Raw genomic sequence first — 22,742 nt, 5'->3', positions numbered from 1 at the left:
AAATATCCCACCCGACCATGGTCGGCAGAGTCTTTGTGATGCGGTGCCAATGACGGGGTAACGATGGCTATCACCGACCCGAGCGGGGGCGAGGAGTGGTCCGGGACCCGGCTCACGCTCGACCTGTGGCATCCGAACTGCTGGGCGATCGAGGCGACGGGCCGGACCGACGGCGGCGTCCTCGCCCACGCGATCTACAACTCGCCGCGGACCGACGCGGACGCGCCCAACTCGGTGAACGGGCTGTTCACCGCCTTCGCGGACACGAACGAGGAGGTCGAGGAGCTGCTGGACGCGATCCGGGAATCGGATCGCGCCGGGGAACTCCTCGAATTACAGGAGCGGTTCGGGCGGGCGCGAGACGCCCCCGGCAACGTCGTCCGAGAGTTCTTCCTGGAGTACGACCCCGCGGACATGATGTGTCCGACGCTCTTAGAGCACGGCTTCGTTCACAGCGCGCCGGTCCGGATCGAGGACGGCCGCGAGGAGTGGCAGGTGTGTTTCGTCGGCGAGCGCACCGAGATCCGGGAGTCGCTCGACGCGGTCCAGGAGGAGGCGGGCGCGGAGGTGACCGTGCAGTCGATGTCGTCGTCCGGGCAGCCGGGGCGGTCGCCCCGCGGCCAGCGGCTCGACACGCTGACGACGACCCAGCGCGAGGTGTACGAGCACGCCCGCGAGGCCGGGTACTACGAGTGGCCCCGGGAGACCTCTACCCGAGAGCTCGCGGACGACCTCGACGTGTCGAAGACGACGCTGCTCGAACACCTCCGGAAGGCGGAGTCGAAGCTGCTGGACCCGTGAACCTCGATCGCTGATCACCGGTCGTTGATCACCGATCGCTGATCGCCGCTCCCTGGATCGCGGCCCGTTGATCGCGCCGGATATGCTCGTCGAAGTGGAGACAGAAGGATGTACGTTAGCTTTCGGCGGCCGTGGCTGCGGTGTCGGACTGTTCGTACTTGGTCTCGAACTCCTGAATGAGCTGTCCCATCTTCGCGTACCAGTCGTTGAGCAGACGCTGCATGTCGTCGGCGATCTTGGAGGGATCGGTCGGCGAGTAGACGTGGTAGTAGCCGCCCTGGTCGTAGTTGATCTGGTCTTTCTCGATGAAACCGGTCTGTAGGAGCCGCTGCACGGCGCGGTAGGCGGTCGAGCGTTCGCGGTCGACCGCGTCGGCGATCTCGTCGACGGTCAGGGGATCTTCGGCTTCGACGAGCGCCCGGAAACACTCCTTGTCGAGCTCTTTGAGGCCGTGGAAGCACTCCAGCAGCCCCTCGCACTCCATGTCCCGGCGGAGCTGTTCGGACATCGAATCTGGCATTGTTATCGGTAGTACGTAGGTATCCGGCTATTAAAAGACTTTTGTACAGATTGCACAATTTCGCGATGGATTACGGCGGGCGAGACGGCAACACCGCGCGAGTAACCCGGCGGTGCCCTGAACACGTCTCCGGGTCGACGGACAGAGCCTCTCGGGGTCGACGGACAGCTGACATCGAGCGGGAACCGGATCGACGTTAAAACGGATTAGTCTGCAGCCGTGGTCGCCCGGCGACGCGTCTCACGGAGCGAAGCGATCGTCGTGTAGAGGATCGCGAAGGCGACGACGACTGCCGCGCCGATGACGAGCACCAGCCCGAGCAGTTCGAGCGTCGGGTTGCCGAGGTAGGACCCGACCTCACCGATGCCCACCGCGACGGCACCGATCAACAGCATTCCGCCGAAGTAGATCTTGATGCCGTCAGCGTCGACGACGGCGGTCGCAGCGGACCCGATCCGCGCACCGAGTGCGCTCCCGAACAGCAGGGGGGCGACAATACCGAGGTTCACGCCGCCGCCCTGTCCGTAGAGGTAGCTCCCGAGGCCACCGGAGAAGACGATCTCGAAGAGGTCAGTACCGACGGCGACGGGCACCGGGACGCCGATCGCGTAGATCATCGCCGGCATCCGGATGAAGCCGCCACCGACGCCGAGGAAGCCCGACAGGAGGCCGGTCGCGAAGGCGACGGCCGTGATGACCCAGGCGGAGACACGGACGTCGCCGCGAAGCGTCACCATCGGCGGAATCCGAACGGTCCGCTGAATCCGCTTCGCGATGTCGGGAATCTCGTACTCGCTGAGGTCTTGGTCGGCCGCTTCGTGGTCGACGCCGCCACCGCCGTCGCCCTTCAGGGCGTCGCGGGTGACCATCGCGCCGACGCCGCCGAGGAGGACGACGTAGGCGACGCTGATGATGCCACCGGCGAGCCCCAGCGACTCGAGGTAGTAGACGCTGGCGCGGCCGGCCTCGATACCGATAGTCGTCCCGGTGATCATGATGACGCCGAGCTTGTAGTCGACCTGCCCGAGGTCGTGGTGTTTCAGGGTCGCGATGACGGCGGTCCCGAAGACGAACGCCATCCCGCTGCCGACCGCGACGGGCGCCGGATAGTCCAGCATCAGCAAAGCCGGAGTGACGAGGAACGACCCGCCCATGCCGAAGAATCCGAACAGGACCCCGACGACGAGGCCGAACCCGACGAACAGCGCCAACATCTCCGGGCTCGTCCCCAGGATTCCGAGCCCGTCGAGTAGACTACTGAGCACTCGCTTCACCTCCGACGAGGATCCTCATCAGATAGGGACCGAAGAGCCGTTCGAGACCACCGTAGCCCACGTACAGCACGATCGCTTCCAGTAGGATCGTACCGATGAGCACGGCCGTCTCCGGGTCCCACGTGGGAACCTCTAGTCCCGGCATCGATTCTCCCCCCGACGTTCGAAATTGGTAATTCGCTGTTGGCACATTTCTGCTCAACCCTCTCTACCTGCCTTGTGCCTATAACGGTTTTGGGTTTACTATACAATACTATATTCCGGTAACCTCAGTCGGAGTACCGATAACTTTCAGGGAACGTATGGCGCTCATCGACGCCGAGACGGATGGGAGTACGTCCCGAGAGCGGACGGCCACGCCAGATCCCCACAACTGTGTTATCCGTGCTCAGCGAAGGTGTCGATATGAGGGCCCTGTGTGCGACCGACCTATCGGCTGCCAGTGAGGCCGCAATCGAGAACGAGACCTGTCTCGAGTGTCTGGGCCGTATCGGCGTCGACACGATTCATCTCGTGACAGTCGTACCGGCGAACGTCCACTCCGGGATGCCCGGCGTGAATTTCGAGGAGCGACGCCGACAGGGACTAGACCAGTATCGAACGGTGATCGAGGCGGCCGGGTTCGACGTCGAGGCCCACGTCGTCCGCGGAACTCCGTATCGACGAATCAACGGCATCGCCGAGACCGTCCACGCCGATCTATCCGTCGTCGGATCACGAGGGCAGAGTCCGCTGGAGAACCGTATTATCGGTTCGACCGCCCGCAACCTCGCACGGACGACCGTCGTGCCGTTAGTGGTCAATCGCGTCGAGCGGGCAACGGACGATCCAGATGTCCTTCGAGAACATCTCTTTCAGCGGATTCTCTTCGCGACGGACTTTTCGGAGAACGCCGATCGGGCGTTCGATGCCTTCTCGTACCTCCGTCACGCGACCGAGGAAGCGACGCTCGTTCACGTTCGTTCGCCGAAGGACGAAGGCGCCGACGCCGACGTTGGGCCACGAGAGCGGCTGGCGTCGCACGCGAGCACGCTCGAAAAGTGGGGTATCGACACGCAGCTCGAGGTTCGGCACGGCGATCCCGCCGACGAAATCCTCGCCGTCGAAGCGGAAGTAACGCCGTCGACGATTCTCGTGGGATCGAAGGGGCGAAGCCGCATTCGCCGACTCCTGTTAGGTAGTGTCTCTGAAGAGGTCGTCGCACAGGCGACTGGAAACGTCTTCCTCGTTCCGCCGCCCCGAGCGGTCTGAGAAAGGCGGGCGACTACAACAGCAGAACACTAGCGGCGTACGCGATGCCAAAAGAGAGCATGAACGACCCCGCCCACGCCCCCACGGTCAGTAGTATTTTCCGGACGTCGACGGCGCCCCACCCGCCGACGGCCGCGCCACTTCCGATGATCGCACTGACGACGATCTCGTTGAACGAGACGGGGACGCCGAGCAGGACGGCAAGCTGTGCGATCAGAAACGAGGGGACGAGCGCGGAGATAGCGCGCCGCGGCCCGAGCGACGAGTAGTCCTGCGCCAGTGACTTGATCATCCTGGGAGCGCCCGTCCACGAACCCACAAGCATCCCCAGGCCACCGCCGACCAGCACCACGACCGTCGACACCATCTCGATCTCCCCGAGAAGCGGAATCAGGGGCCCGACCGCGAGTCCGACCTGGCTGCCGCCCGCGGAGAACGCGACGAGCGAGCCGAGGGTGAGCAGCACGCGCTGGAGACCCCCGCGTTGGTCGCGGCCGACGTCCCACCAGACCACGGCGGCGACTGCCCCGGCCGCACCGACGGTAACGAGCACAGCCGACGCGAGCCCGTCGACAGCCAGGGCTCGCTGTCCGGCTTCTCTGACGGTCCCCGCCGAGTTCGTCTCACCGAGGAACCCGAACTCGACGTTCACGAGGACCGCCGTGACGAGGCCGACGAGGACGGGGATACTGTACCGTTCAGGGACGTCAGGCCGCGGGAGGACGCTCGCGCTGGCGTACGCGATCCCACCACCCACGAACGGCGTCAGCACCCAGACGGCCGCGATCTGCTGATACTTCGCCCAGACCGGCGTCCCGCCGAGAGCGAGGCCGACGCCGATGACGGCGCCGGTCACGGTGAACGCGGTCGCGATCGGGTACCCGGTGACGATGCCGACCGCCATCAGGCCAGCCCCCAGCACTAACACGAGGATAACGCCGGCCACGGGCATGCTCATCCCGCCCACCAGACCGCTCCCGACGGCCTCCGAGACGTTCCCGCCCTGTGTAACGGCGCCGACGAACCCGAAGATGCCGACGAGGAAGGCGGCTCGCATCGTCCCGATCGCGTTGGCGCCGACAGCGGGTGCAAACGGAGTGGCACCGCTCGATCCGGCACCGATGACCCACGCCATAAACAGGCTGGCGAGCGCTGCACCGACGAAGAGGGCGACGAGAGCGGGATCCATTGAAAGGGGGAGAAGTTAGTCTGCGCCCGCCGGGGCGGTGTCGCGCGCCTGATTCTGGCTCCGCCAGTAGCCCTGCGCGTACGCGCCGAGGAACATCCCGGCGAGCGCCCAGAGGATTGTGACGTTGCCGACGCCGAGGCTCGCGTACGCCGCCCCGGGACAGATGCCGGAGAGCCCCCACCCGACGCCGAAGACGGCGCCGCCGACGAGGACGTTCCGGTCGAACGGCTTCAGTCGCCGCTCGTAGGGGTTGCCGGTGAGCGGCGCGGCGTCTCGGATCCGGGGGAGCAGCGCGAACGCGATCCCGGAGACGATGGCGGCGCCGAACATCACGAACGGCAGGCCGAGGTCGTCGAACTGGAGGAAGTTCAGCACCACTTCCGGGCGCGCCATGTGGCTGAACCCGAGCCCGAACCCGAAGATCAGGCCGCCGACGAAGATCAGCGGCTTGAACAACGGATGCCGATCCGCCATTACGGGCTCACCCCCAGTGCGGCGACGACCTGTGCCGTCCCGATCGCCACCGTCAGGAACGTCAGCACGCCGACGAGCGACGTCTTCGACGCCGAGCCGACGCCGCAGACGCCGTGGCCGGACGTACAGCCCTTGCCGACGCGGGTCCCGATGCCGACGAGAATGCCGCCGAGGAACAGCCGCCACGGCTGGACGTCGGTCGTCCAGAGCGTGACGCCGGCGACCTCGTACAGCTGTCCGGTGGTCCCGGGTTCGTACAGGGAGCTCGTGACCACTCCGGACTGGAACGTCGCGGCGAAGGCCAGTCCGCCGAGGATGATGCCGGCCGTGAACACGAGCCGCCAGTCCCGCGAAGCGACGTACCGCTGGAACCGCGACTGGCCGGACACGTACGACAGCGTCGACTCGAGGAACGTGCTCGCTCCGGCGGGGATGCCCGTTCCGAGGTAGATGACGACGGTCCCGAGGCCGACGAGCAGGCCGCCGACGGCGTATCGGCCGATCCCGTTGGGGAACAGCTCGGCGGCCGCCTGGAGCAGTGCTGGGTCAGCAACCATCGGCGTCGTCAGTCACCCGCGAGCGACTCCTGGCTCGCCGCGCAGTTGTTGGGGCCGAGTTCGAGCGTGAACGCTTCCTCGTCGTCGACGGCGTTCTGGCCGAGGTTCGTCGCGATGATATCCTCGTAGTTGGCCGGCCGCGGCGGCATGTCCGAGAGGATCAGGTCGACGAACTCCTGTTCGTCCATCGTGAGCGCGTCCATCTCCGCGACGAGCTCGCCGATGGGGGCCGTGTAGGTCCCGTCCGCGGCTGGCTCGGCGGCGTCGCTGAAGTGCGCACCCCCGATCAGCGTGTCGTCGGGCAGCGTCAGCACGCGCTCCTGCAGCGACTCGTAGAGCATGCGGGCCGCGTCCGGTGCGCCGTCGTCGCCCTCCTCGAGGTCGGGGCGAGCGACGCTCTCGATGAACAGCCCGTCGCCGGTCGCGAGCAGGCTTCCGTCGACGAGGTAGGAGGTCATCCCGGTCGTGTGACCGGGCGTGTAGACGGCCTCGATGGTGGCGTCGCCGACCTGGAAGATGTCGCCGTCCGCGGCCGTGGTCAGCTCGTCCGCGTACGTGACGCCGCGGTCGACGGCGGCCTCGGGAATGACGCCCTCGACGCCTTCCGCGTCGAGATCGCGAACCCCGGAGATGTGGTCGGCGTGGACGTGGGTGTCCAGGGCGTACCGGAGGTCGACGCCGAGGTCGTCGGCGTCCTCTAAGTAGCGGTCGGTGAACGCCCGCAGCGGGTCGATGATCGCGGCTTCGCCGTCGTCGTAGAGGAGGTAGCCGAGACAGCCCGAGGACGGGCGCTGGTACTGGAGGAGCGTTCCCGCGCCGTCGTAGTCGGTGACTTCGACGGTCTCGTAGATGCTCGCCCAGCCGTTCATGCCGTCCTCGAGGTGATCGACGTCGTACCCGCGTTCCGCGAGCGTGCCCGCGACGTACTCGCTGGCGCCGCCCTTCGCGCACAGGACGGTCACCTCGCGGTCGTCGGGGATCCGATCGAGGACATCCTCGTCGATGTCGTCCTCGAGGAACTCGAAGTACGGGACGTTGATCGACGTGACGTTCTCGCCGTCGATGCGCCACTCCTCGTAATCGGATTGCATGCGCGCGTCGAGGAGGGTAATGTCCTCGCCGGCGTCGATGCGGTCCTTCAGCGTTTCCGGCTCGACCGACGCGACTTCGACGTCAGGAGTCGGGAAGTCATCAGCGTTCATCTTGTGCAATCGTTTCTACCAGCCGGATGTACAAAAGGATTCTCATAGTATTCCCTAAATCAAACAATACTACTCGGGGCCTACAACACCACGAATCCCTAATTATCGCGCATATGCGTTGTTAGAGCTTATTTACAGCGTCTCTGGCCGAATTAGTAGTTTGTAGTAAGCACAAGAATCGACAATCTTTTAGTCGGGAGGGGGGTATTGTGCGATAGCTCCAATACAGACGAACGGAGCAGATACCCAATGAGTGCAGAATACGACATCGCGGAGACGCTTGACGTGAAGGGTGCATCGTGTCCCATGCCTGTGGTGAAGACGAAAGGCGCAATCGACGACCTCGCCCCCGGTGAGATCCTCGAAGTGCTGGCGACGGACGCCGGCAGCATGAGCGACATCGACGGCTGGGCGGCCGGCACTGAGGGCGTCGAGCTCGTCGCCCAGGAGGAAGGCGACGACGTGTACAAACACTACGTGCGCAAGACGGAGTAAGGATGAGCACGGATACGCCCGACGCGCCGACCGACGACCCGCCCTCGCGTGCGGAGCTGGCCGCACGCGTCGACGAACTCGAGGAGGCGCTCGCCGAAGCCACGGCCGACGACGGGGACAAGAAGATGAGCATCATCGCGACGAAGGGCACGCTGGACATGGCGTACCCGCCGCTCATTCTCGCCAGCACCGCGGCCGCGTTCGGCTACGACGTGACCGTCTTCCACACGTTCTGGGGGCTGGAAATCCTTCACGAGGAGCGCTCGAAGAACCTCAAGCTCAGCTCCGTCGGCAACCCCAACATGCCCGTGCCGAACGCCGTCGCGGCGCTCCCGGGAATGGACCGCGTGACGACAAAGATGATGGAGAAGAAGATCGCGGACAACGACACCGCCACCATCGAGGAGCTCATCGAGACGAGCCTCGAGATGGGCGTCGAGTTCCAGGCCTGCCAGATGACCATCGACCTGATGGGCTACGACGAAGACGAGTTCTACGACGGCGTCACCACGGGCGTCGGCGCCGCCACCGCCCTTCAGGACATGGCCGACGCCGACATCCAGCTCCTCGTCTAACCCTCGATGACGCGTTCGAGGGTCCGATCCCCCGAAACCGACGACGCAACCGAACCAACGCTCCCTCCCTCGAAGGGATTCGGTTACGAATCCGACTCCCTCGTGGCACGCTCGCGCCCGATAGCGCCCGCGAGCGTCAGCAAGTAGCCGAGCCCGTACCGGACGTCCGGGTCCCGTACCCCGCGAAGTAAGCCGACGGCCCCGACCTGCTCCGGCGGTTCACGCTCCGCCTCACCGACACTCTCCAGCAGCGTCTCCATGCCGTCACGGGTGTCGTCGTCCGCCGCCGTCTGTGCCACCTCGCCGAGCGCGGCGCCGGTTCCGGCGAGCGATCTGACCATCTCGTCGTCGAGCGCCGCCGTCGCCAGCGACCCGACCTCCGCGAGTTCGGCCAGTTCGTCGAGCGTCCCGCTCCGCTGGAGCGCGAGCAACGTGTCGAGCGCCTCGCGCAGGTCGTCGCCGCTCTCTCCGACCGCCTCGGCCAGCGCCACGGTTTCGTCGGTCGCCAGTCCGTCGGCGGACTCGGCGAGCGTCGATCCCGTGGCCGAGAGCTCGCGGACCATCTCGTCGTCGAGCGCGCTCTCGCCCAGCGAGATCACGTCCAGCAGCTCGTTGACGGCGTCGAGGTGTTCCACAAACTCGGCGACCGCCTCGGGGTTCCGTTCGATCGCCGCCTCCAACTCGGAGTGCTCGGGACCCTGCCGCTCGGCCATGGTCAGAGCAACCCCCGCGCAGTCAGCCAGTAGGCCTCGTTGTACGCCAGTTTCGACCAGTGGAGTTTCTCCGAGGGCGGCGCCGGCGACGGCGGGTTCTCGTAGTCGAACTCGACGAACGACGCCGCGTCCATCCCCGTCTCGATGAAGCACAGCGTCTTCCCGTCGTAGGTCGCCGTCGCCGGGCGGCCGCGGATCTCGCTGGCGAGGCGCCGCCCGACGACGCCGGCCTGGTAGTGCGCGACGCTGCCCGCGTTCGGGACGCCGGTGTCGGCGGTGTCACCGAGCGCGTACACGTTCTCGGCGGCCTCGGCTTCGAGCGTGTGCTTGTCGACGTCGACCCAGCCGTCGTCGCCGAGGCCAGCCTCTTCGATCAGCTCGACGCCGGTGTGAGGCGGGATCGTCACGAGGAGGTCGTAGTCGAGTTCGGTTCCTTCCATCGACGTGACGGTCTCCGCCTCCGGGTCGACCGACTCGGCGTTGAAGAACGTCTCTACGTGGATGTCCCGTTCCTCCATGATGGGCCGAGCCCACTCGGCGATGTGTGGGTTGCCGTGGACGCGCTGGATCGGGTACGTGTAGGTGATGTCGACGTCCTCCCGCAGCCCCCGCTCGCGGAGCCAGTCGTCAGCCATGAAGACGAACTCCAAGGGGGCGGCCGGACACATGTGTGGCGTTCCGACGACGCTCAACACGAGGTCGCCCTCGGTGAACGCCAGCAGTTCGTCGCGCAGGTCGGTGGCCCCCGACTCGCTGTAGTAGTCGTGGCCGCCCTCCGCGAGGCCGGGGATCCGGTCGGGCTCCAGCGTCGACCCAGTCGCCAACACGAGGTGATCGTAGCTGACTGGCGGAGCACCCCCGTCGAACTGGAGCCGCTGGGCCTCGGTGTCGATCTCGGTCACGCGGTCGATCCGGAGGTCGACGGCGTCGTCGACGAGCTCGTCGAGCGCGCGCCGACCGTCCGCCGGTTCGCGCTGGCCGAACGGCACGTACAGCCAGACCGGCTTGTAGACGTGGTCGGGGTCGTCGTTGATCAGCGTGACGCGGACCTCGCCGGCGTCGAGTTCGGGTTCGAGCCGGTCGGCGAGGTCGTTCGCGAGCACCGATCCGCCGGTCCCGCCGCCCACGATGACGACGTGCTCGGTCATGCTTTCTCCACGTAGAACGCGTCGTGGTCGTCGAGCTTTTCGACCGCGAGTAGTTCGTTTCCAGCCTCCTCGGCCCACTCGGGAACGTCGGTGAGCGACTGGTCGTTGTCGCTCAGCAGTCGGATCACGTCGCCCGACTCGGCGTCCCGAATCCTTCCGATGAGGTCCATCAGCGGACCGGGACAGGCCGCGCCTCTGGCGTCGACCGTGTCGTCTGGCTCGATGTCAGTCATGGCTCTCTCACAGGCGGCAGTTGGAACCGCCCCATATTAGTATTGTGCTTGATTTCCAAGACCATGAAAAACTAAGCGGACAGGCAACCGAGAGTCGCTCTCAGAGCCGCAAAGCTGGGATTCACGGGTGAGTCAAAGCGGAGAATCCGAGATCGATGTTACGTACTGAACACGCTGTGCCGGTAGTTACGTCTCACCCGACGACATCCGCCCGCCGGCCGAGCGATCCGGCCCGACCGGCACGTCCATCGACTGCTACCGGTCGATCCGGGACCGCCACCTCGCTGGAAGCCGAGCGTAGACGACCGCGTTGTCGACGAGTGCGTCCACCGGAACGTACTCATCCGGCGCGTGGGCGGTGTCAGTCCCCAGCGCGAACTCGACGGTCGGGACGCCCGCGTTCCGGAGCTTCTTGGCGTCACCGCCACCCGTCGCGCTCCGCCGAAAGACGCGAGCGCCCGTGACGTCCTCCGCCGTCGACGCGACAGCTTCGACGAGCGGGCTGCCGGGAGCTTCGGCGGTGCCGACGCTCCGGGATACAGCAGCAATCGTTATGCCGTCACAGTCGGCGACGCACTCCCGTATCTCCGCGAGCACGTCGGGCGTGTGGACGCCCGCCGTCAGCCGCACGTCGACCTCGGCGCGGGCGGACTGCGGGACGCTGTTGATGGCGTCGCCGCCGTCGAAGACGCCGAGATTGATCGAGGGGTACTCGAACAACTCACGAGCGACGTCCTCCCCCATCGAGGGGGCGTAGTACTCGACCGACTCCTCGACGATCGGCGCCACGTCGGCGTCGATCTCGAGCCGCCGGGTGCCGAACCGTTCGCGCATCGTCTCGACCGCGTCGTAGAGTCGGTCGATGGCGTTGACGCCGAGCACCGGCCGGGAGCCGTGGGCCCCCTCACCGGTGGCTTCGAGCGTCAGCCAGATGCTGCCACGGTCCGCGACCGTGACGGAGTGACGGCCGCCCTCGCAGGTCGGCTCGCCGATCACGCACGCGTCCGCATCGAGCCGTCCGGCGTCCAGCAGCGCCGGCAGCCCGGCGTCACCGCCCACCTCCTCGTCGCTCACGAAGGCGAACAGGAGGTCGACGGGCGGGTCGGTGTCGGTGGCCGCGACGGCCCGAATCGCGAACAGCATCGACGCGACGGCCCCTTTCATGTCGGTCGCGCCGCGACCGTATATCCGGTCGTCGACGCGCTCGCCGAGCGGATCGCGGGACCAGGCGTCTGCGTCGAAGGGCACCGTATCGAGGTGGCCGTTGTAGAGCAGCGTCTCGTCGGACTCGCCAGGGATTCGAACGAGGAGGTTCGGCTTCGCCGGGTCGACCGCGAACCGCTCGGCGTCGACCGGAAGCGGGTCGAGGAATCGCTCGATCTCGGAGACGATCGCACGCGTGTCGCCGGGCGGGTTCGACGTGTCGATCGCGAGGAGATCGAGGGCGAGCGCGACCAGCTCATCGCGGTGGGCTCGAACGTACTCGTGAGGGGTACCGTCGGTCATGAGCGGTCGCGTTCCGGCTGCGGTTCCGGTCCGCACTGACGGTCGCGTCCGCACTGACGGTCGCGTGCGCTCGGTCGTCCGAACGACGACCCGCGTCCCGAGCGTCGCCCGTCAGGGCGCGGCCGAGTCACAGATGCTTCGCGATCACGGAGCGGAGCCGTGCTTCGTCCTGCATACCGACGAGTCGTTCGGCCGGCTGGCCGTCGGCGAAGAGAACGAGCGTCGGGACGCCCCTGACACCGTGCTCGGCCGCGAGCTGTTGGTTCGCGTCGACGTCGATCTTCGCTACGGTCGCATCAGTCTCAGCGGCGATCGTGTCGACGACCGGTTCGAGCATCTGGCACGGGCCACACCAGTCAGCGTAGAAATCGGCCAGCACGACGTCGCGTTCGGCGAGCAGTTCTGACAGCTCACCGGTTCCGGTCACCGGAACCGGTTCGGAGGGACTCTGCGGTTCTGACGCCTCGTCACCGGCTGTTCGGCCCTTGTTCTGGAGATCCTCCAGCTTCCGCCGCCGTATCTCCTCGATATCGTCCGTCATTACCGTTCTGTTCGTACCGGACTCGCTTATGTGTTTTGCATTTTTAGTACAATACTGTGGTAGCACAGATGTAGAGATATCGGACAAAGCACATTGAAAACAGGTATTGGGAAACGTATCCGAAGAGATTTTGTCTTATCAACCCAAGACAGTACACGAATGTCGCTCCCTATCGACCCGAGTCAGATCGATCCTGCGGACATCGGCGAAGAAGAGGCAACCCTCGAAATGAGCCACGAAGACGCCATCGAACACGTCCGCGACGCGTTCACCGACGCCGGCTTCGGCGTCCCCGTGGAGTTCTCGCCGTCCGAGATGCTCAACGAGAAGCTCGACAGAGGGGCGCAAAGCGGCTCAGGCAGTCGGGCGGGGTCCGACGACGAGGGCCGCGATCCCTACTACGTGCTCGGCGCGTGTAACCCCGAAGTCGCCGATCGCGCGCTCGACGCGACCGACAACAAACTCGGGGGGCTCATGGCCTGTAACGTCGTCATCTGGGAATCGGAACCCGGAACGCAGGTCGTCTATCACGTCTCCATCATGCGCATCGCACGGCTGGTCGGAATGGCGCCCGATAACGAAGCAATGGCGGACATCGTCGCCGACACCGGCGAACTCGTCGACGAAGCCTTCGGGAACCTCTAACGGGAACTGTCACGCTCAACGGGCGTGATACCGATTCGATGACCGAGACTCGGCGTCAGCATCCCGCCGTCGTCGGATCGCGTTTCAATATACCCATCCGGGGTCGTCTTCCCATATCTTTCCGTACCGTTTCGACGACGTTGCGATCTCCGTCACGGACGGTTCGAACCCCCGCTGATACCGCTCAGCGCCCGACGGCCGCGCCCGCTCAGCGCCCGACGATCGCCCGCAACGCGAACAGCGCGTTCGACTTGCGCTCCCGCACCCGCCGGTAGAAGTAGGAGAACCACTTGGAGCCGTACGGGATGTACTGGTACACCTCGGCGTCGACCTCCGGGTCGGCCGCGAGGTCGAACTGCTCTGCCTCGCGGACGCCCATCAGCATCTGGACCTCGTAGGGCGTCCCGTGCTCGGCGTACAGCTCCGTCGCGTACTCGATCATCGCGGGGTCGTGGCTCCCGACCGCGACGCCGTCGTCGAACGCCTCGAACATGTACGCGAGGCAGTCGCGGTACGACTCGTCGACGCGGGCCTTCTTCTTGTACGCCAGTTCGCCGGGCTCGTCGTACGCTCCCTTGACCAGCCGGACCTTGCCGGGGAGGTCGGCGAGCCGTTCGAGGTCCTCGCGCGTGCGCTTCAGGTTCGCCTGCACGCAGACGCCGACGTTGCCGTCGGTCGCGGTCGCGTGGCGCTCGAACGCGTCGAGCGTCACGTCGGTGGTCTCGTGGTCCTCCATGTCGATCCAGACGAAGGTGTCCGAGGCGGCCGGCGACCCCTCGTTCGCCGCCTCCACGATCCGCGCGAGGTTCTCCTCGAACGCGTCGTCGCCGATGTCGAGCCCGATCTGGCTCGGCTTGACGGAGACGCAGGCGTCGAGGTCGCGGTCGGCGATCGCCTCGACGAGGTCGACGTACGCGTCGGCGTCGGCGTCGGCGTCGGGTCGCTCCTCGTAGTGCTCGCCGAGGAGGTTCAGGATGCCGGCCACGCCCCGGCCGTTGAGGCCCTCGACGTGGTCGAGCGCCGCCTCGGCGGTCTCCCCGGCGACGAAGTTGCTCGCGATGGGCGGTATCATACGATCACCGGGGCGCCCGACGGGGATATAAGGGCACCCGACCAATTATTTCACACCACGTGAGAGAATTAAACCGTCTCGGTAATGGTGGGCCGCGTGAGAGGTGCGATACGTCCCAACCGACCATGGACGGGTAGGGTTTCAGATACCCGTACACCAACGAGAACTACAGGTAAGCTATGCCACGAAATAACATGGACCTGACCGACCGGAGAACGCTGCTGAAGCTGACGGGCGGGGCGGGCGTCGCCGCGCTCGCGGGCTGTCTCAGCACGACCGACGACGGTGAGGACGGGTCCGACGGGAGCGACGGGAGCGATGGAAGCGACGGATCCGACGGGTCCGACGGTGAGGACGGATCCGACGGCGAAGACGGGAGCGACGGCGGCGACGCCGGCCCGTACGAGATCGGGATGGTCGACTCGCTGACCGGGTCGCTGTCGGCGTTCGGCGAGCGGAACCAGCGCGGCGTCGAGCTCGCCTTACAGCGGGTCAACGACGTCGGGATAAACGGGCGCGAGCTCGACCTCATCGTCGAGGACTCCGAGAGCGAGAACCAGGGCGGGATCGCGGCCGCCCAGAAGCTCGTCAACCAGGACGGGGTCCCGTTCCTCATCGGCGCGGTCGGCTCCGGCGTCTCGCTCGCGATCTACGAGAGCGTCGTCCAGGACACGGACGTGGTCCAGCTGAGCCAGAACTCCACGGGCCTCGACCTCACGAACTTCCCCGGACTCCTCCGGATGTCGCCGTCGGGGCGCAGCCAGTCGCTCGCGCTCGCGGACATCATCGCCGACGACGGCTACGACGAGGTCGCGATCACCTACGTCAACAACGACTACGGACAGAGCCTCACGGACGCGTTCGTAAACGCGTGGGACGGCGACATCGCCTACAACAACCCGCACGACCAGGAGCAGCAGTCGTACTCGAGCGTCGTCTCCGAGATGAACAGCTCCGGCGCGGACGCGTGGCTCTTCATCACCTACCAGGCGGAGTTCGCGACGATGGTCAACGAGGTGTACTCGTCGGGCTACGACGCGCAGTTCTACGGCGCCGACTCCGTCTCCGGCGACAACGTGATCGAGAACACGCCGGAGGGGAGCATGGAGGGGATGAAGATCGTCGTCCCCTCCGCGCCGGTCGAAGAGGAGAACTACCAGGCGTTCGCGGACGCCTTCGAGTCGGAGTACGGCCAGCAGCCGACCTCGTGGGCGGCGTACGCCTACGACTGCGTCATCAACGCCGCGCTCGCGGTCCAGGCGGCCGACGAGTTCACCGGGTCGGCGCTCCAGGACACCGTCCGACGCGTCTCCGGCCCCGACGGCGAGGAGGTGACCTCCTTCGAGGCCGCCAGCCAGATCCTCGCCGACGGCGGCGGCCCGGACGATGTCGACTACCAGGGCGTCAGCGGCCCCATCGACTTCGACGAGAACGGCGACCCGGTCGGGTTCCTTCAGGTCCTTGAAGTGCAGGATCACGACTACGAAGGCATCGACTTCGTCGAAGGCTAATCCCGACCGATGACCGTCCTCGGATACCTGGCGAACGGGCTGGTCTTCAGCAGCATCATCGTCCTCGGCAGCATCGGGCTGTCGCTCGTGTACAGCATCGCCGACTTCGCGAACTTCGCGCACGGCGACACGATGACCGTCGGCGCGTACGCGGCGCTCGTGACCTTCGGCGCCGTCGGCGGGCTCGGCGGGGCGGTGCTCGGGCTCCCGTACGGGTTCTTCCTCGCCTTGGTCGTCGGCATCGCAGTCGCGGCGGTCGTCGCGGTCGGCACGGAGAAGCTCGTCTACGAGCCGCTCGACATCGACTCGATCGGCCTGCTGATCACGTCGATCGGGATCGCCTTCATCTACCGCGCGGTGATCCAGATCCGGTTCGGCTCCGACTTCACTCGGTACGGGATCCAGCCGCTACGGCCGATCGAGGCGCTCGTCCCGTACGGCGTCCGCGTGACGCTCCACGACGTGGCGATCGTCGGCTCGGCGGTCGTCCTCGTCGCGGGGCTGCACGTCCTGTTGCAGTACACCGACCTCGGTCGGAAGATGCGCGCGATGGCGGACAACCCGGACTTGGCCCGCGTGAGCGGGATCCGTACGAAGCGGGTCAAGCTGTGGACGTGGGTCATCGGCGCCGGGCTCGCCGGCGCCGGCGGCGTGTTCCTCGGACTGTTCAACCAGCTCTCGCCGCGGATGGGCTTTAACCTCCTCCTGGTCATCTTCGCTGCGGTGATCCTCGGGGGGATCGGCTCCGTCTACGGCGCGATGGCGGGCGGCTTCCTCATCGGCATGATCAACCAGCTAACGCCGTTCTTCTCCGGTATCGTCGACTCGCTACCGATCTGGCCGGGGTGGCTCAACGCCGCCCTCGAGAGCCTGGTCAGCATCGAGTACGCGAACGCGATCGCGTTCGTGATCATGGTCGCCGTGTTGTTGGTCCGGCCCAACGGGATCGCCGGGGAGGGCGCGACATGAGCCTCCTCTCGGATCCGGAGGCGGCGATCGCCGACCTCAGCCGCCCCGAGAAGTGGGTGCTCGGCGTCAGCGCCGCGTTCGCGCTGTTCCTGCTCGCCGCGCTGCTCACCGGCGCGCTCGGCCCGACGTACTTCCTGTTCCTCGTCGGGCTCGCGGGGATGTACGCGCTGTTGTCCTTCGGGCTGAACGCCCAGTGGGGATACACCGGGCTGATCAACTTCAGCGTCGCCGCGTTCTTCGGGATCGGCGCGTACGGCTCCGCGCTGATGACCGCCGACAGCTCGCCGATCGCGGGCGGGTTCAACCCGCTCGTCGGGCTCGTCGTCGCGCTCGTCCTCGCGTTCGTGCTGGCGCTGCTCATCGGCATCCCGACGCTCCGGCTCCGCGCCGACTACCTCGCGATCGCCTCGCTCGGGCTGGCGGAAGTCGTCCGACTGATCGTCCTCAACGAGCGCTGGCTGACCAACGGGAGCGCGGGGGTGCGCGGCATCCCGAGCTTCTTCGAGGGGTGGCCGGTGCTCTCGACGTTCCCGGAGACGATGCCGGGGCTCCGGCTCGTGGTGATCCCCGGATCGCCGATACTCCTCGAGACGTCGTTCTGGCGGGCGTCGCTGAACGTCCTGCTCGTGCTCGCGTTCGCGGGCGCGACGTTCCTCGTCTTACGGCGCGCGCATCAGTCCCCGTGGGGCCGCGTCCTGCGGACGATCCGCTCGGACGAGGACCTCGCGCGGGCGCTGGGGAAGAACACCTACTCGTTCAAGATGCAGTCGTTCGTGCTCGGCAGCCTGATCATGGCGCTGGCGGGCGTGTTCTACACCCACCTGAACCTCTACGTCGGGCCGGGCGACCTCGACCCGATCACGACGTTCTACGCGTGGGTCGCCGTGATATTGGGCGGCAGCGGCTCCAACCGCGGGGCGCTGTTCGGCGGCATCGTCATCGTCACCATCCGCGAGGGGACGCGCTTCCTCAACGACGTGGCGCTGCCGATCGACCCCGCGCCGCTCAGGCTGCTTTTGATCGGCGTCGTGATCGTCGCGGTCATGCGCTACCGGCCGCAGGGTATCCTCCCGCCGCAGCGGGAGCTGATCTGGCCGAGCGCCGTCGACGACGCGGGGTCGGATCCGCCCGCCTCGGGCGTCCGCGAGCAGAAGGGAGGTGGTGACGATGAGTGAGGGCGCGCTGCCCAAGGAGGACGCGGTCCTCCGCGTCGACGACCTCCAGAAGTCGTTCGGCGGGCTCGCCGCGACCGACCACGCGACGTTCGCGGTGGAGCGCGGCACGATCACCGGACTCATCGGGCCGAACGGCGCCGGGAAGTCGACGCTGTTCAACCTCATCTCCGGCTTCTACGAGCCGGACGGCGGGACCGTCGAGGTGAACGGGACCGACGTGACCGGGTTGGAGCCGTACGAGGTCGCCGACCACGGGCTCATCCGGACGTTCCAGACCCCCCGCAAGCTGGAGGGGATGACGGTCCGCGAGGCAATGTTAGTCGGGCCGCGGAACCAGCCCGGCGAGTCGTTCGTCAAGCTGTTCGCCACGCCGGGGGCGGTCGCCGAGAGCGAGTCGACGAACCTGGCCGAGGCTGAGCGCATCTTAGAGGAGTTCGAGATCGACCACCTCGCGGCCCAGCCCGCGACCGACATCTCCGGCGGCCAGATGAAGCTCGTCGAGCTCGCGCGGGCGATGCTCGCCGAGCCGGAGGTGCTCCTGTTGGACGAGCCGGTCGCGGGGGTGAACCCCACGCTCGCGAAGAAGCTCAAAGACCAGATCCGGCGGCTCAACGAGCAGGGGACGACGTTCCTGCTGATCGAACACGACATGGAGTTCGTGATGGACTTAGCCGACCCGATCGTCGTCTTGGACCAGGGGAGCGTCCTGACGGAGGGCACCCCGGAGGGAGTCCGCAGCGACGATCGCGTCATCGACGCGTACCTCGGAGGCGGCACATGAGCGACGACACCACTCGGCCCGCGGGGGCCGCCGACGGAACCGACGGCGTCGATCCCGTGCTCTCGCTGTCGAACGTCGACAGCGGGTACGGCGAGGTACAGGTGCTCGACGACTGCTCGATCCGGCTCGATCCGGGCGAGATCGTCTGTCTCGTCGGCCCGAACGGCGCCGGGAAGTCGACCGTCCTCAAGACGGCGTTCGGCATGCTGACGCCGTGGACGGGAACCGTGGAGTACCACGGCCGCGACATCGGCGGGATGGCGCCCGAAGAGATCGTCCGCGAGGGGATCGGCTACGTCCCCCAGACCGACAACGTGTTCGGCTCGCTGACGATCGACGAGAACCTCCGGATGGGCGGCGTCGCCCGCGACGGCGGCCTCGACGAGGTGATCGAGACGCTGTACGACCGGTTCCCGATCATCGACCGGAAGCGGACCGCGAAGGCGCGGACGCTCTCGGGGGGTCAGCGGCAGGTGCTCGCGTTCGCGCGGGCCCTGGTGATGGAGCCCGACGTGCTGCTCATCGACGAGCCGTCCGCGGGGCTCGCGCCCAACACCGCCGACGAGGTGTTCGAGGACGTCCGGGAGGTCAACGACATGGACACCGCGATCCTGATGGTCGAGCAGAACGTGACGAAGGGGCTCGGCATCTCCGACCGCGGGTACGTCCTCGACCAGGGAACGGTCAGGTTCGAGGGCACGCCGGAGGAACTCCTCAACGACGAGGAGGTCTCCCAGCTGTACCTCGGGGGCTGACCCGGGCGCTCCGCGAACCGTTCGACCCTCCGCCCACCGCGATTCGAAACCGCATGTCCGCCAGCATCGGCCGATACGCGTTCGCCCTCGCCCCCCTCGTAGCCGCGGCGCTGTGGGGCGGCATGTACGTCGTCAGCAAGTGGGGGTTCGAGCTGATCCCGCCGGTGACGCTCGGCTTCCTCCGGGTCGCGGTCGGCGGCGGCGCGCTCTGGCTCGTCGTCGCCGGGCGCGGCGGATCCACGCCCTCGCGCGACGAGTGGCCCGCGTTCGTCGCGCTCGGGGGGTGGGTGACGCTGACGGTCGCGACCCAGTTCGTCGGCACGGAGCTGACCAACGCCAGCCAGGGGTCGCTCCTGACGGTCCTCACGCCCGTGTTCACGGTGCTGCTCGGCGCGGCCGTGCTCGGCGAGCGCGTCACGGCGGCGAAGGCGGGCGGGATGACCGTCGCCGGCGCCGGGACCGCCGTCGTCATCGCCGGGCAGTACGACCTCGCGTCGATGGCCGCGGGCAACGCGGCCGGCGTTGCCCTGCTTTTGGTCGGCAGCGGGGCGTGGGCCGGCTACACCGTCTGGGGGCTGCCGGCGGTCAGGCGCCACGGGGCGCTGCGCGCGGCGACGTACTCCTCGCTGGCGAGCGTCCCGATGCTCGGCGCGCTCGCCGCCGTCGAGCTGTGGTACCTCGGGCTCTCGCCGGCCGAAGTCCCGCTGACGGCGGAGTCGGTCGCCGCCGTGCTGTACCTCGGGCTGGCGTCGACCGCGGCCGCGTGGTACCTCTGGTACAAGGGACTGGAGTTCGTGCCCGCGGGGACCGTCGCGGTCTTCTTCTTCGCGCAGCCGGCGGTCGGGGCGGCGCTCGGGGCCGCGCTGCTCGGCGAGGCGCTGGGACCGGGGTACCTGATCGGCGGCGCGCTGATGACCGCGGGAATCTGGGCCGTGAGCCGAGAGCGCGCGGCGTCGACGGACGGGGACGAAGCACACGACGCGGCGGCGGAGTGAGCCGGCGGCGTGGGCGTCGACGGCAGAAAGTCGGCGCGCACGTCACCGCCCGCGTCGCTCACGCGGCCCGCTTGTCCAGTTCCCCGGTGAGCTCGGCGGCGTCGAACTCGTGGTCGGGCCGGATCGCGACGAAGTCGAGGAACCGCCGTGCAGCCAGTATCTCGTCGGTCGAGTAGCTGTCGAGCGCGGCGTCGACGGCGTCGGCCGCGCCGATCAACGGCTCCAGCGCGGCGAGCGCGCTCGCGAGGTCGTACGACCGCGCCGACTCGCGGCCCGCCTCGCTCACGCTCGTCGCGTCGATGACGTAGAGGTCCCCGTCCCGTACCAAGACGTTCTCCGCGCGGAGGTCGCCGTGAGCGAGGCCGGCGTCGTGGACCGTCCGGAGCGTGTCGAACAGCGCCGGGGCGAGCGCGGCCACGTCGGCGGCGGTCAGCTCGTCGAGCGTCCGGAACTCGGGGAGGTACTCCAGCACGACGACGCCGAGGTCGCCGACCTCCAGCGCCTCGATCGGCTCCGGGGCGTTGACGCCGATCTCGCGGACCCGCCGGGTCGCCTCCAGTTCGTGGCGCGCCATCTCGTAGGGGGTCTCGTAGCGCTCGAAAAAGCCCTCGGTGCCCGCGGAGAAGGCGCCGAGGTTCCGCCCGGTGGTGAACAGCGCGTGGACGAGCGTGTTCTGGCGGGTGATCACCTTCACGAACAGGTCGTCGTCGACGACCATCGGGGTCGACAGCCAGTTGTCGGCGTCGAGGAACCGCACCCGCATCTCCTCGCGGTCGTACCGGTCCGCCAGCTCGCGGACGACCCGCTCGATGTCGGGCCAGTCCACGCGACCGCGCACGATCCGGCGGAGCTCCATGGACGCTCCGAGGCGACCGCGGGTGATAAATGATCACGTCGAGAGCGAGGCGACGGGGCGTCTGCCGTCTCGGGGCCCGACCGAAATCGATCACGGTCGTTCGTATCGTTTATGCCACCGCGTCGCAATTCTTGCCCATGGACTTCGAGCTGCCGGCGGAACACCGGATGATCCGCGACACCGTGCGGGAGTTTTGCGAGGAGGAGATCCGGCCGATCGCCCAGGAGATCGAGGACGAACACCGGTTCCCCGAGGAGGTGTTCGCCGACCTGAACGACCTCGATATGATGGGGGTGCCGGTCTCGGAGGAGTACGGCGGGCTCGGCGGCGACCAGCTCATGTACGCCGTCGTCACCGAGGAGCTGGGCCGCGTCTCCGGCGGGATCGGGCTCTCGTACGCCGCCCACACCTCGCTGGGCGCGAAGCCGATCGAGCTGTTCGGGACGCCGGAACAGAAGGAGGAGTGGCTCCGGCCGCTCGCCGAGGGCGGCGAGCTCGGCGCCTGGGCGCTCACGGAGCCCGGCAGCGGCTCCGACGCCTCGGACATGGACACGACCGCCGAGTACGACGCCGACGCGGGCGAGTACGTGCTGAACGGGACGAAGCAGTTCATCACGAACGCGAGCGTCGCGAACTCGGTGCTGGTGAAGGCGGTCACCGACCCCGAGGCGGGCTACGACGGGATCTCCACGTTCATCGTCTCTCCCGACGACGACGGGTTCGAGGTGACGACCGTCTGGGACAAGATGGGCCTCAACTGCTCGCCCACCTGCGAGATCGCGCTGGACGACGTGCGGATCCCGGAGGACCGGCTGCTCGGCGAGGAGGGCGAGGGATGGACGCAGACGATGAAGACGCTCGACGGCGGGCGGATCTCCATCGCCGCGCTCTCGGTGGGGCTCGCGCAGGGCGCCTACGAGGCCGCCAAGGAGTACGCCGGCGAGCGCGAGCAGTTCGGCAAGCCGATCGCGAAGTTCGACGCGATCCGCGACAAGGTGGTCCACATGCACCGCCAGACGGAGCGCGCGCGCCTGCTCACGCACAAGGCGGCGACGACATACGACGCCGGCGAGTCGGTCACGCGGGAGTCGGCGCTGGCGAAGCTCGACGCCAGCGAGGCCGCCCGCGAGGTGGCCGAGGAGGCGGTCCAGACGCTCGGCGGCTACGGCTACACGACCGACTTCGCGCCCCAGCGGTTCTACCGCGACGCGAAGCTGATGGAGATCGGCGAGGGGACGAGCGAGATCCAACACGTCGTGTTGGGGCGCGAGCTCGGGCTGTAGGCGGACGGATATTTAGGGACGAGCCGGGTATCCCGGCACTTGCAGATGTCTCCCGTGGCCGAATATTCGCTTCTTGATCGATAGCGGGAGTAGGTTTCGCAAATTGGCTGTTCGGTTGTTTATAAGTTGGATCTGGGTGTTGCTGACGAGTGTTTATAAGTGAGCGACGATGCTGCGGTGAAGACCTGCAAAGCCCCACCTGCGAGGACTCGCGCGGCTTG

Annotated in this window: 26 protein-coding genes; 12 read left to right on the top strand and 14 right to left on the bottom strand. The window is 67.2% G+C overall.

Features of this window, described 5'->3' with window-relative positions; genetic code table 11:
• Window positions 1-63 precede the first annotated feature (63 nt).
• Window positions 64-801, top strand: a complete 738-nt coding sequence (locus JIN95_RS11370; protein WP_095636062.1) for a helix-turn-helix domain-containing protein — start codon at window positions 64-66, stop codon at window positions 799-801.
• A 115-nt stretch (window positions 802-916) separates the two neighbouring features.
• On the opposite strand, the gene JIN95_RS11365 is transcribed toward JIN95_RS11370, so the two are convergent.
• The 3 genes from JIN95_RS11365 to JIN95_RS11355 all read right to left on the bottom strand — a co-directional run bounded on the left by JIN95_RS11365 (window position 917) and on the right by JIN95_RS11355 (window position 2,740).
• Window positions 917-1,321 (bottom strand): helix-turn-helix domain-containing protein, encoded by a 405-nt coding sequence (locus tag JIN95_RS11365; protein WP_095636063.1) that lies wholly within the window; start codon window positions 1,319-1,321, stop codon window positions 917-919.
• Window positions 1,322-1,527: 206 nt separating this feature from the next.
• Window positions 1,528-2,586 (bottom strand): sulfite exporter TauE/SafE family protein, encoded by a 1,059-nt coding sequence (locus JIN95_RS11360; protein ID WP_200531518.1) that lies wholly within the window; start codon window positions 2,584-2,586, stop codon window positions 1,528-1,530.
• The gene (locus JIN95_RS11355) at window positions 2,576-2,740 is read right to left on the bottom strand and encodes a hypothetical protein (RefSeq protein WP_198951493.1); all 165 of its coding nucleotides are present in this window, start codon (window positions 2,738-2,740) and stop codon (window positions 2,576-2,578) included. The genes JIN95_RS11360 and JIN95_RS11355 overlap by 11 nt, the downstream gene beginning before the upstream one ends.
• Before the next feature lie 260 nt (window positions 2,741-3,000).
• Between JIN95_RS11355 and JIN95_RS11350 the strand changes: the two genes are divergently transcribed.
• Entirely contained in the window at window positions 3,001-3,846 is an 846-nt protein-coding gene (locus JIN95_RS11350; protein ID WP_200531517.1) for a universal stress protein, read from the top strand.
• Window positions 3,847-3,859: 13 nt separating this feature from the next.
• On the opposite strand, the gene JIN95_RS11345 is transcribed toward JIN95_RS11350, so the two are convergent.
• The 4 genes from JIN95_RS11345 to JIN95_RS11330 are packed head-to-tail and all read right to left on the bottom strand — an operon-like array spanning window position 3,860 to window position 7,268.
• Window positions 3,860-5,035, bottom strand: a complete 1,176-nt coding sequence (locus JIN95_RS11345; RefSeq protein ID WP_200531516.1) for an inorganic phosphate transporter — start codon at window positions 5,033-5,035, stop codon at window positions 3,860-3,862.
• 15 nt (window positions 5,036-5,050) lie between these two features.
• Window positions 5,051-5,509, bottom strand: a complete 459-nt coding sequence (locus JIN95_RS11340) for a YeeE/YedE family protein (protein ID WP_200531515.1) — start codon at window positions 5,507-5,509, stop codon at window positions 5,051-5,053.
• The gene (locus JIN95_RS11335; protein WP_095636069.1) at window positions 5,509-6,066 is read right to left on the bottom strand and encodes a YeeE/YedE family protein; all 558 of its coding nucleotides are present in this window, start codon (window positions 6,064-6,066) and stop codon (window positions 5,509-5,511) included. The genes JIN95_RS11340 and JIN95_RS11335 overlap by 1 nt, the downstream gene beginning before the upstream one ends.
• 8 nt (window positions 6,067-6,074) lie before the next feature.
• Window positions 6,075-7,268, bottom strand: coding sequence for an MBL fold metallo-hydrolase (locus JIN95_RS11330; protein WP_095636070.1), 1,194 nt, complete (start codon window positions 7,266-7,268; stop codon window positions 6,075-6,077).
• Window positions 7,269-7,517: 249 nt separating this feature from the next.
• Between JIN95_RS11330 and JIN95_RS11325 the strand changes: the two genes are divergently transcribed.
• Together JIN95_RS11325 and JIN95_RS11320 are read left to right on the top strand one after the other, a co-directional pair.
• Window positions 7,518-7,763, top strand: coding sequence for a sulfurtransferase TusA family protein (locus JIN95_RS11325; protein WP_095636071.1), 246 nt, complete (start codon window positions 7,518-7,520; stop codon window positions 7,761-7,763).
• 2 nt (window positions 7,764-7,765) lie between these two features.
• Window positions 7,766-8,338 carry a DsrE/DsrF/DrsH-like family protein gene (locus JIN95_RS11320; RefSeq protein WP_095636072.1) on the top strand — a complete coding sequence of 191 codons (573 nt, stop codon included), beginning with the start codon at window positions 7,766-7,768 and terminating at the stop codon, window positions 8,336-8,338.
• 83 nt (window positions 8,339-8,421) lie between these two features.
• Here JIN95_RS11320 and JIN95_RS11315 read toward each other — a convergent pair whose 3' ends face one another.
• The 5 genes from JIN95_RS11315 to trxA all read right to left on the bottom strand — a co-directional run bounded on the left by JIN95_RS11315 (window position 8,422) and on the right by trxA (window position 12,479).
• Window positions 8,422-9,051, bottom strand: a complete 630-nt coding sequence (locus tag JIN95_RS11315; RefSeq protein WP_095636073.1) for a DUF1641 domain-containing protein — start codon at window positions 9,049-9,051, stop codon at window positions 8,422-8,424.
• Between the two features lie 2 nt (window positions 9,052-9,053).
• A complete protein-coding gene (locus JIN95_RS11310; RefSeq protein WP_200531514.1) occupies window positions 9,054-10,199 on the bottom strand; it encodes an FAD/NAD(P)-binding oxidoreductase in 1,146 nt (381 codons plus the stop codon).
• Complete coding sequence (locus JIN95_RS11305) at window positions 10,196-10,432, bottom strand: sulfurtransferase TusA family protein (RefSeq protein WP_095636075.1); 237 nt, start codon at window positions 10,430-10,432, stop codon at window positions 10,196-10,198. The genes JIN95_RS11310 and JIN95_RS11305 overlap by 4 nt, the downstream gene beginning before the upstream one ends.
• A gap of 255 nt (window positions 10,433-10,687) precedes the next feature.
• On the bottom strand, window positions 10,688-11,938 hold the full coding sequence (locus JIN95_RS11300; protein WP_200531513.1) for a M20/M25/M40 family metallo-hydrolase: 1,251 nt from the start codon (window positions 11,936-11,938) through the stop codon (window positions 10,688-10,690).
• A 127-nt stretch (window positions 11,939-12,065) separates the two neighbouring features.
• Window positions 12,066-12,479, bottom strand: coding sequence for a thioredoxin (trxA, locus tag JIN95_RS11295; RefSeq protein ID WP_095636077.1), 414 nt, complete (start codon window positions 12,477-12,479; stop codon window positions 12,066-12,068).
• A 159-nt stretch (window positions 12,480-12,638) separates the two neighbouring features.
• On the opposite strand from trxA, the gene JIN95_RS11290 reads away from it, so the two are divergent.
• A complete protein-coding gene (locus tag JIN95_RS11290; protein WP_095636078.1) occupies window positions 12,639-13,124 on the top strand; it encodes a DUF302 domain-containing protein in 486 nt (161 codons plus the stop codon).
• 208 nt (window positions 13,125-13,332) lie between these two features.
• Here the strand turns inward: JIN95_RS11290 and JIN95_RS11285 are convergent, their stop codons facing one another.
• The gene (locus tag JIN95_RS11285; protein ID WP_095636079.1) at window positions 13,333-14,196 is read right to left on the bottom strand and encodes a proline dehydrogenase family protein; all 864 of its coding nucleotides are present in this window, start codon (window positions 14,194-14,196) and stop codon (window positions 13,333-13,335) included.
• Between the two features lie 194 nt (window positions 14,197-14,390).
• On the opposite strand from JIN95_RS11285, the gene JIN95_RS11280 reads away from it, so the two are divergent.
• From JIN95_RS11280 to JIN95_RS11255, 6 genes are read left to right on the top strand one after another with little or no spacing between them, the layout of a single operon-like run.
• Window positions 14,391-15,707: an ABC transporter substrate-binding protein gene (locus JIN95_RS11280; protein ID WP_200532152.1), complete on the top strand. Its 1,317-nt coding sequence runs from the start codon at window positions 14,391-14,393 to the stop codon at window positions 15,705-15,707.
• Window positions 15,708-15,716: 9 nt separating this feature from the next.
• A complete protein-coding gene (locus JIN95_RS11275) occupies window positions 15,717-16,676 on the top strand; it encodes a branched-chain amino acid ABC transporter permease (protein ID WP_200531512.1) in 960 nt (319 codons plus the stop codon).
• A complete protein-coding gene (locus JIN95_RS11270; protein WP_095636082.1) occupies window positions 16,673-17,851 on the top strand; it encodes a branched-chain amino acid ABC transporter permease in 1,179 nt (392 codons plus the stop codon). The genes JIN95_RS11275 and JIN95_RS11270 overlap by 4 nt, the downstream gene beginning before the upstream one ends.
• On the top strand, window positions 17,844-18,632 hold the full coding sequence (locus tag JIN95_RS11265; protein ID WP_095636083.1) for an ABC transporter ATP-binding protein: 789 nt from the start codon (window positions 17,844-17,846) through the stop codon (window positions 18,630-18,632). Before JIN95_RS11270 ends, JIN95_RS11265 begins: the two co-directional genes overlap by 8 nt.
• Complete coding sequence (locus JIN95_RS11260) at window positions 18,629-19,387, top strand: ABC transporter ATP-binding protein (protein WP_095636084.1); 759 nt, start codon at window positions 18,629-18,631, stop codon at window positions 19,385-19,387. Before JIN95_RS11265 ends, JIN95_RS11260 begins: the two co-directional genes overlap by 4 nt.
• A 53-nt stretch (window positions 19,388-19,440) precedes the next feature.
• Complete coding sequence (locus tag JIN95_RS11255; protein ID WP_095636085.1) at window positions 19,441-20,382, top strand: DMT family transporter; 942 nt, start codon at window positions 19,441-19,443, stop codon at window positions 20,380-20,382.
• A gap of 58 nt (window positions 20,383-20,440) precedes the next feature.
• Here JIN95_RS11255 and JIN95_RS11250 read toward each other — a convergent pair whose 3' ends face one another.
• A complete protein-coding gene (locus JIN95_RS11250) occupies window positions 20,441-21,238 on the bottom strand; it encodes an RIO1 family regulatory kinase/ATPase (protein WP_095636086.1) in 798 nt (265 codons plus the stop codon).
• Between the two features lie 137 nt (window positions 21,239-21,375).
• On the opposite strand from JIN95_RS11250, the gene JIN95_RS11245 reads away from it, so the two are divergent.
• Window positions 21,376-22,521: an acyl-CoA dehydrogenase family protein gene (locus JIN95_RS11245; protein WP_095636087.1), complete on the top strand. Its 1,146-nt coding sequence runs from the start codon at window positions 21,376-21,378 to the stop codon at window positions 22,519-22,521.
• Window positions 22,522-22,742 lie beyond the last annotated feature (221 nt).

The organism is Halorubrum sp. LN27 (assembly GCF_016635065.1).
Lineage (GTDB): Archaea > Halobacteriota > Halobacteria > Halobacteriales > Haloferacaceae > Halorubrum > Halorubrum salipaludis.
This window is presented reverse-complemented; position numbering and strand designations above follow the sequence as displayed.

What these genes read in the sequence shown, in the direction of transcription:
- JIN95_RS11280 (WP_200532152.1), top strand. Translation starts at nt 14,391, where the DNA reads ATGGACCTGACCGACCGGAGAACGCTGCTGAAGCTGACGGGCGGGGCG.
- JIN95_RS11365 (WP_095636063.1), bottom strand. Translation starts at nt 1,321, where the DNA reads ATGCCAGATTCGATGTCCGAACAGCTCCGCCGGGACATGGAGTGCGAG.
- JIN95_RS11310 (WP_200531514.1), bottom strand. Translation starts at nt 10,199, where the DNA reads ATGACCGAGCACGTCGTCATCGTGGGCGGCGGGACCGGCGGATCGGTG.
- JIN95_RS11245 (WP_095636087.1), top strand. Translation starts at nt 21,376, where the DNA reads ATGGACTTCGAGCTGCCGGCGGAACACCGGATGATCCGCGACACCGTG.
- JIN95_RS11335 (WP_095636069.1), bottom strand. Translation starts at nt 6,066, where the DNA reads ATGGTTGCTGACCCAGCACTGCTCCAGGCGGCCGCCGAGCTGTTCCCC.
- JIN95_RS11325 (WP_095636071.1), top strand. Translation starts at nt 7,518, where the DNA reads ATGAGTGCAGAATACGACATCGCGGAGACGCTTGACGTGAAGGGTGCA.
- JIN95_RS11370 (WP_095636062.1), top strand. Translation starts at nt 64, where the DNA reads ATGGCTATCACCGACCCGAGCGGGGGCGAGGAGTGGTCCGGGACCCGG.
- JIN95_RS11290 (WP_095636078.1), top strand. Translation starts at nt 12,639, where the DNA reads ATGTCGCTCCCTATCGACCCGAGTCAGATCGATCCTGCGGACATCGGC.
- JIN95_RS11275 (WP_200531512.1), top strand. Translation starts at nt 15,717, where the DNA reads ATGACCGTCCTCGGATACCTGGCGAACGGGCTGGTCTTCAGCAGCATC.
- JIN95_RS11285 (WP_095636079.1), bottom strand. Translation starts at nt 14,196, where the DNA reads ATGATACCGCCCATCGCGAGCAACTTCGTCGCCGGGGAGACCGCCGAG.
- JIN95_RS11345 (WP_200531516.1), bottom strand. Translation starts at nt 5,035, where the DNA reads ATGGATCCCGCTCTCGTCGCCCTCTTCGTCGGTGCAGCGCTCGCCAGC.
- JIN95_RS11355 (WP_198951493.1), bottom strand. Translation starts at nt 2,740, where the DNA reads ATGCCGGGACTAGAGGTTCCCACGTGGGACCCGGAGACGGCCGTGCTC.
- JIN95_RS11265 (WP_095636083.1), top strand. Translation starts at nt 17,844, where the DNA reads ATGAGTGAGGGCGCGCTGCCCAAGGAGGACGCGGTCCTCCGCGTCGAC.
- JIN95_RS11270 (WP_095636082.1), top strand. Translation starts at nt 16,673, where the DNA reads ATGAGCCTCCTCTCGGATCCGGAGGCGGCGATCGCCGACCTCAGCCGC.
- JIN95_RS11320 (WP_095636072.1), top strand. Translation starts at nt 7,766, where the DNA reads ATGAGCACGGATACGCCCGACGCGCCGACCGACGACCCGCCCTCGCGT.
- JIN95_RS11255 (WP_095636085.1), top strand. Translation starts at nt 19,441, where the DNA reads ATGTCCGCCAGCATCGGCCGATACGCGTTCGCCCTCGCCCCCCTCGTA.
- JIN95_RS11305 (WP_095636075.1), bottom strand. Translation starts at nt 10,432, where the DNA reads ATGACTGACATCGAGCCAGACGACACGGTCGACGCCAGAGGCGCGGCC.
- JIN95_RS11250 (WP_095636086.1), bottom strand. Translation starts at nt 21,238, where the DNA reads ATGGAGCTCCGCCGGATCGTGCGCGGTCGCGTGGACTGGCCCGACATC.
- JIN95_RS11340 (WP_200531515.1), bottom strand. Translation starts at nt 5,509, where the DNA reads ATGGCGGATCGGCATCCGTTGTTCAAGCCGCTGATCTTCGTCGGCGGC.
- trxA (WP_095636077.1), bottom strand. Translation starts at nt 12,479, where the DNA reads ATGACGGACGATATCGAGGAGATACGGCGGCGGAAGCTGGAGGATCTC.
- JIN95_RS11300 (WP_200531513.1), bottom strand. Translation starts at nt 11,938, where the DNA reads ATGACCGACGGTACCCCTCACGAGTACGTTCGAGCCCACCGCGATGAG.
- JIN95_RS11350 (WP_200531517.1), top strand. Translation starts at nt 3,001, where the DNA reads ATGAGGGCCCTGTGTGCGACCGACCTATCGGCTGCCAGTGAGGCCGCA.
- JIN95_RS11330 (WP_095636070.1), bottom strand. Translation starts at nt 7,268, where the DNA reads ATGAACGCTGATGACTTCCCGACTCCTGACGTCGAAGTCGCGTCGGTC.
- JIN95_RS11315 (WP_095636073.1), bottom strand. Translation starts at nt 9,051, where the DNA reads ATGGCCGAGCGGCAGGGTCCCGAGCACTCCGAGTTGGAGGCGGCGATC.
- JIN95_RS11260 (WP_095636084.1), top strand. Translation starts at nt 18,629, where the DNA reads ATGAGCGACGACACCACTCGGCCCGCGGGGGCCGCCGACGGAACCGAC.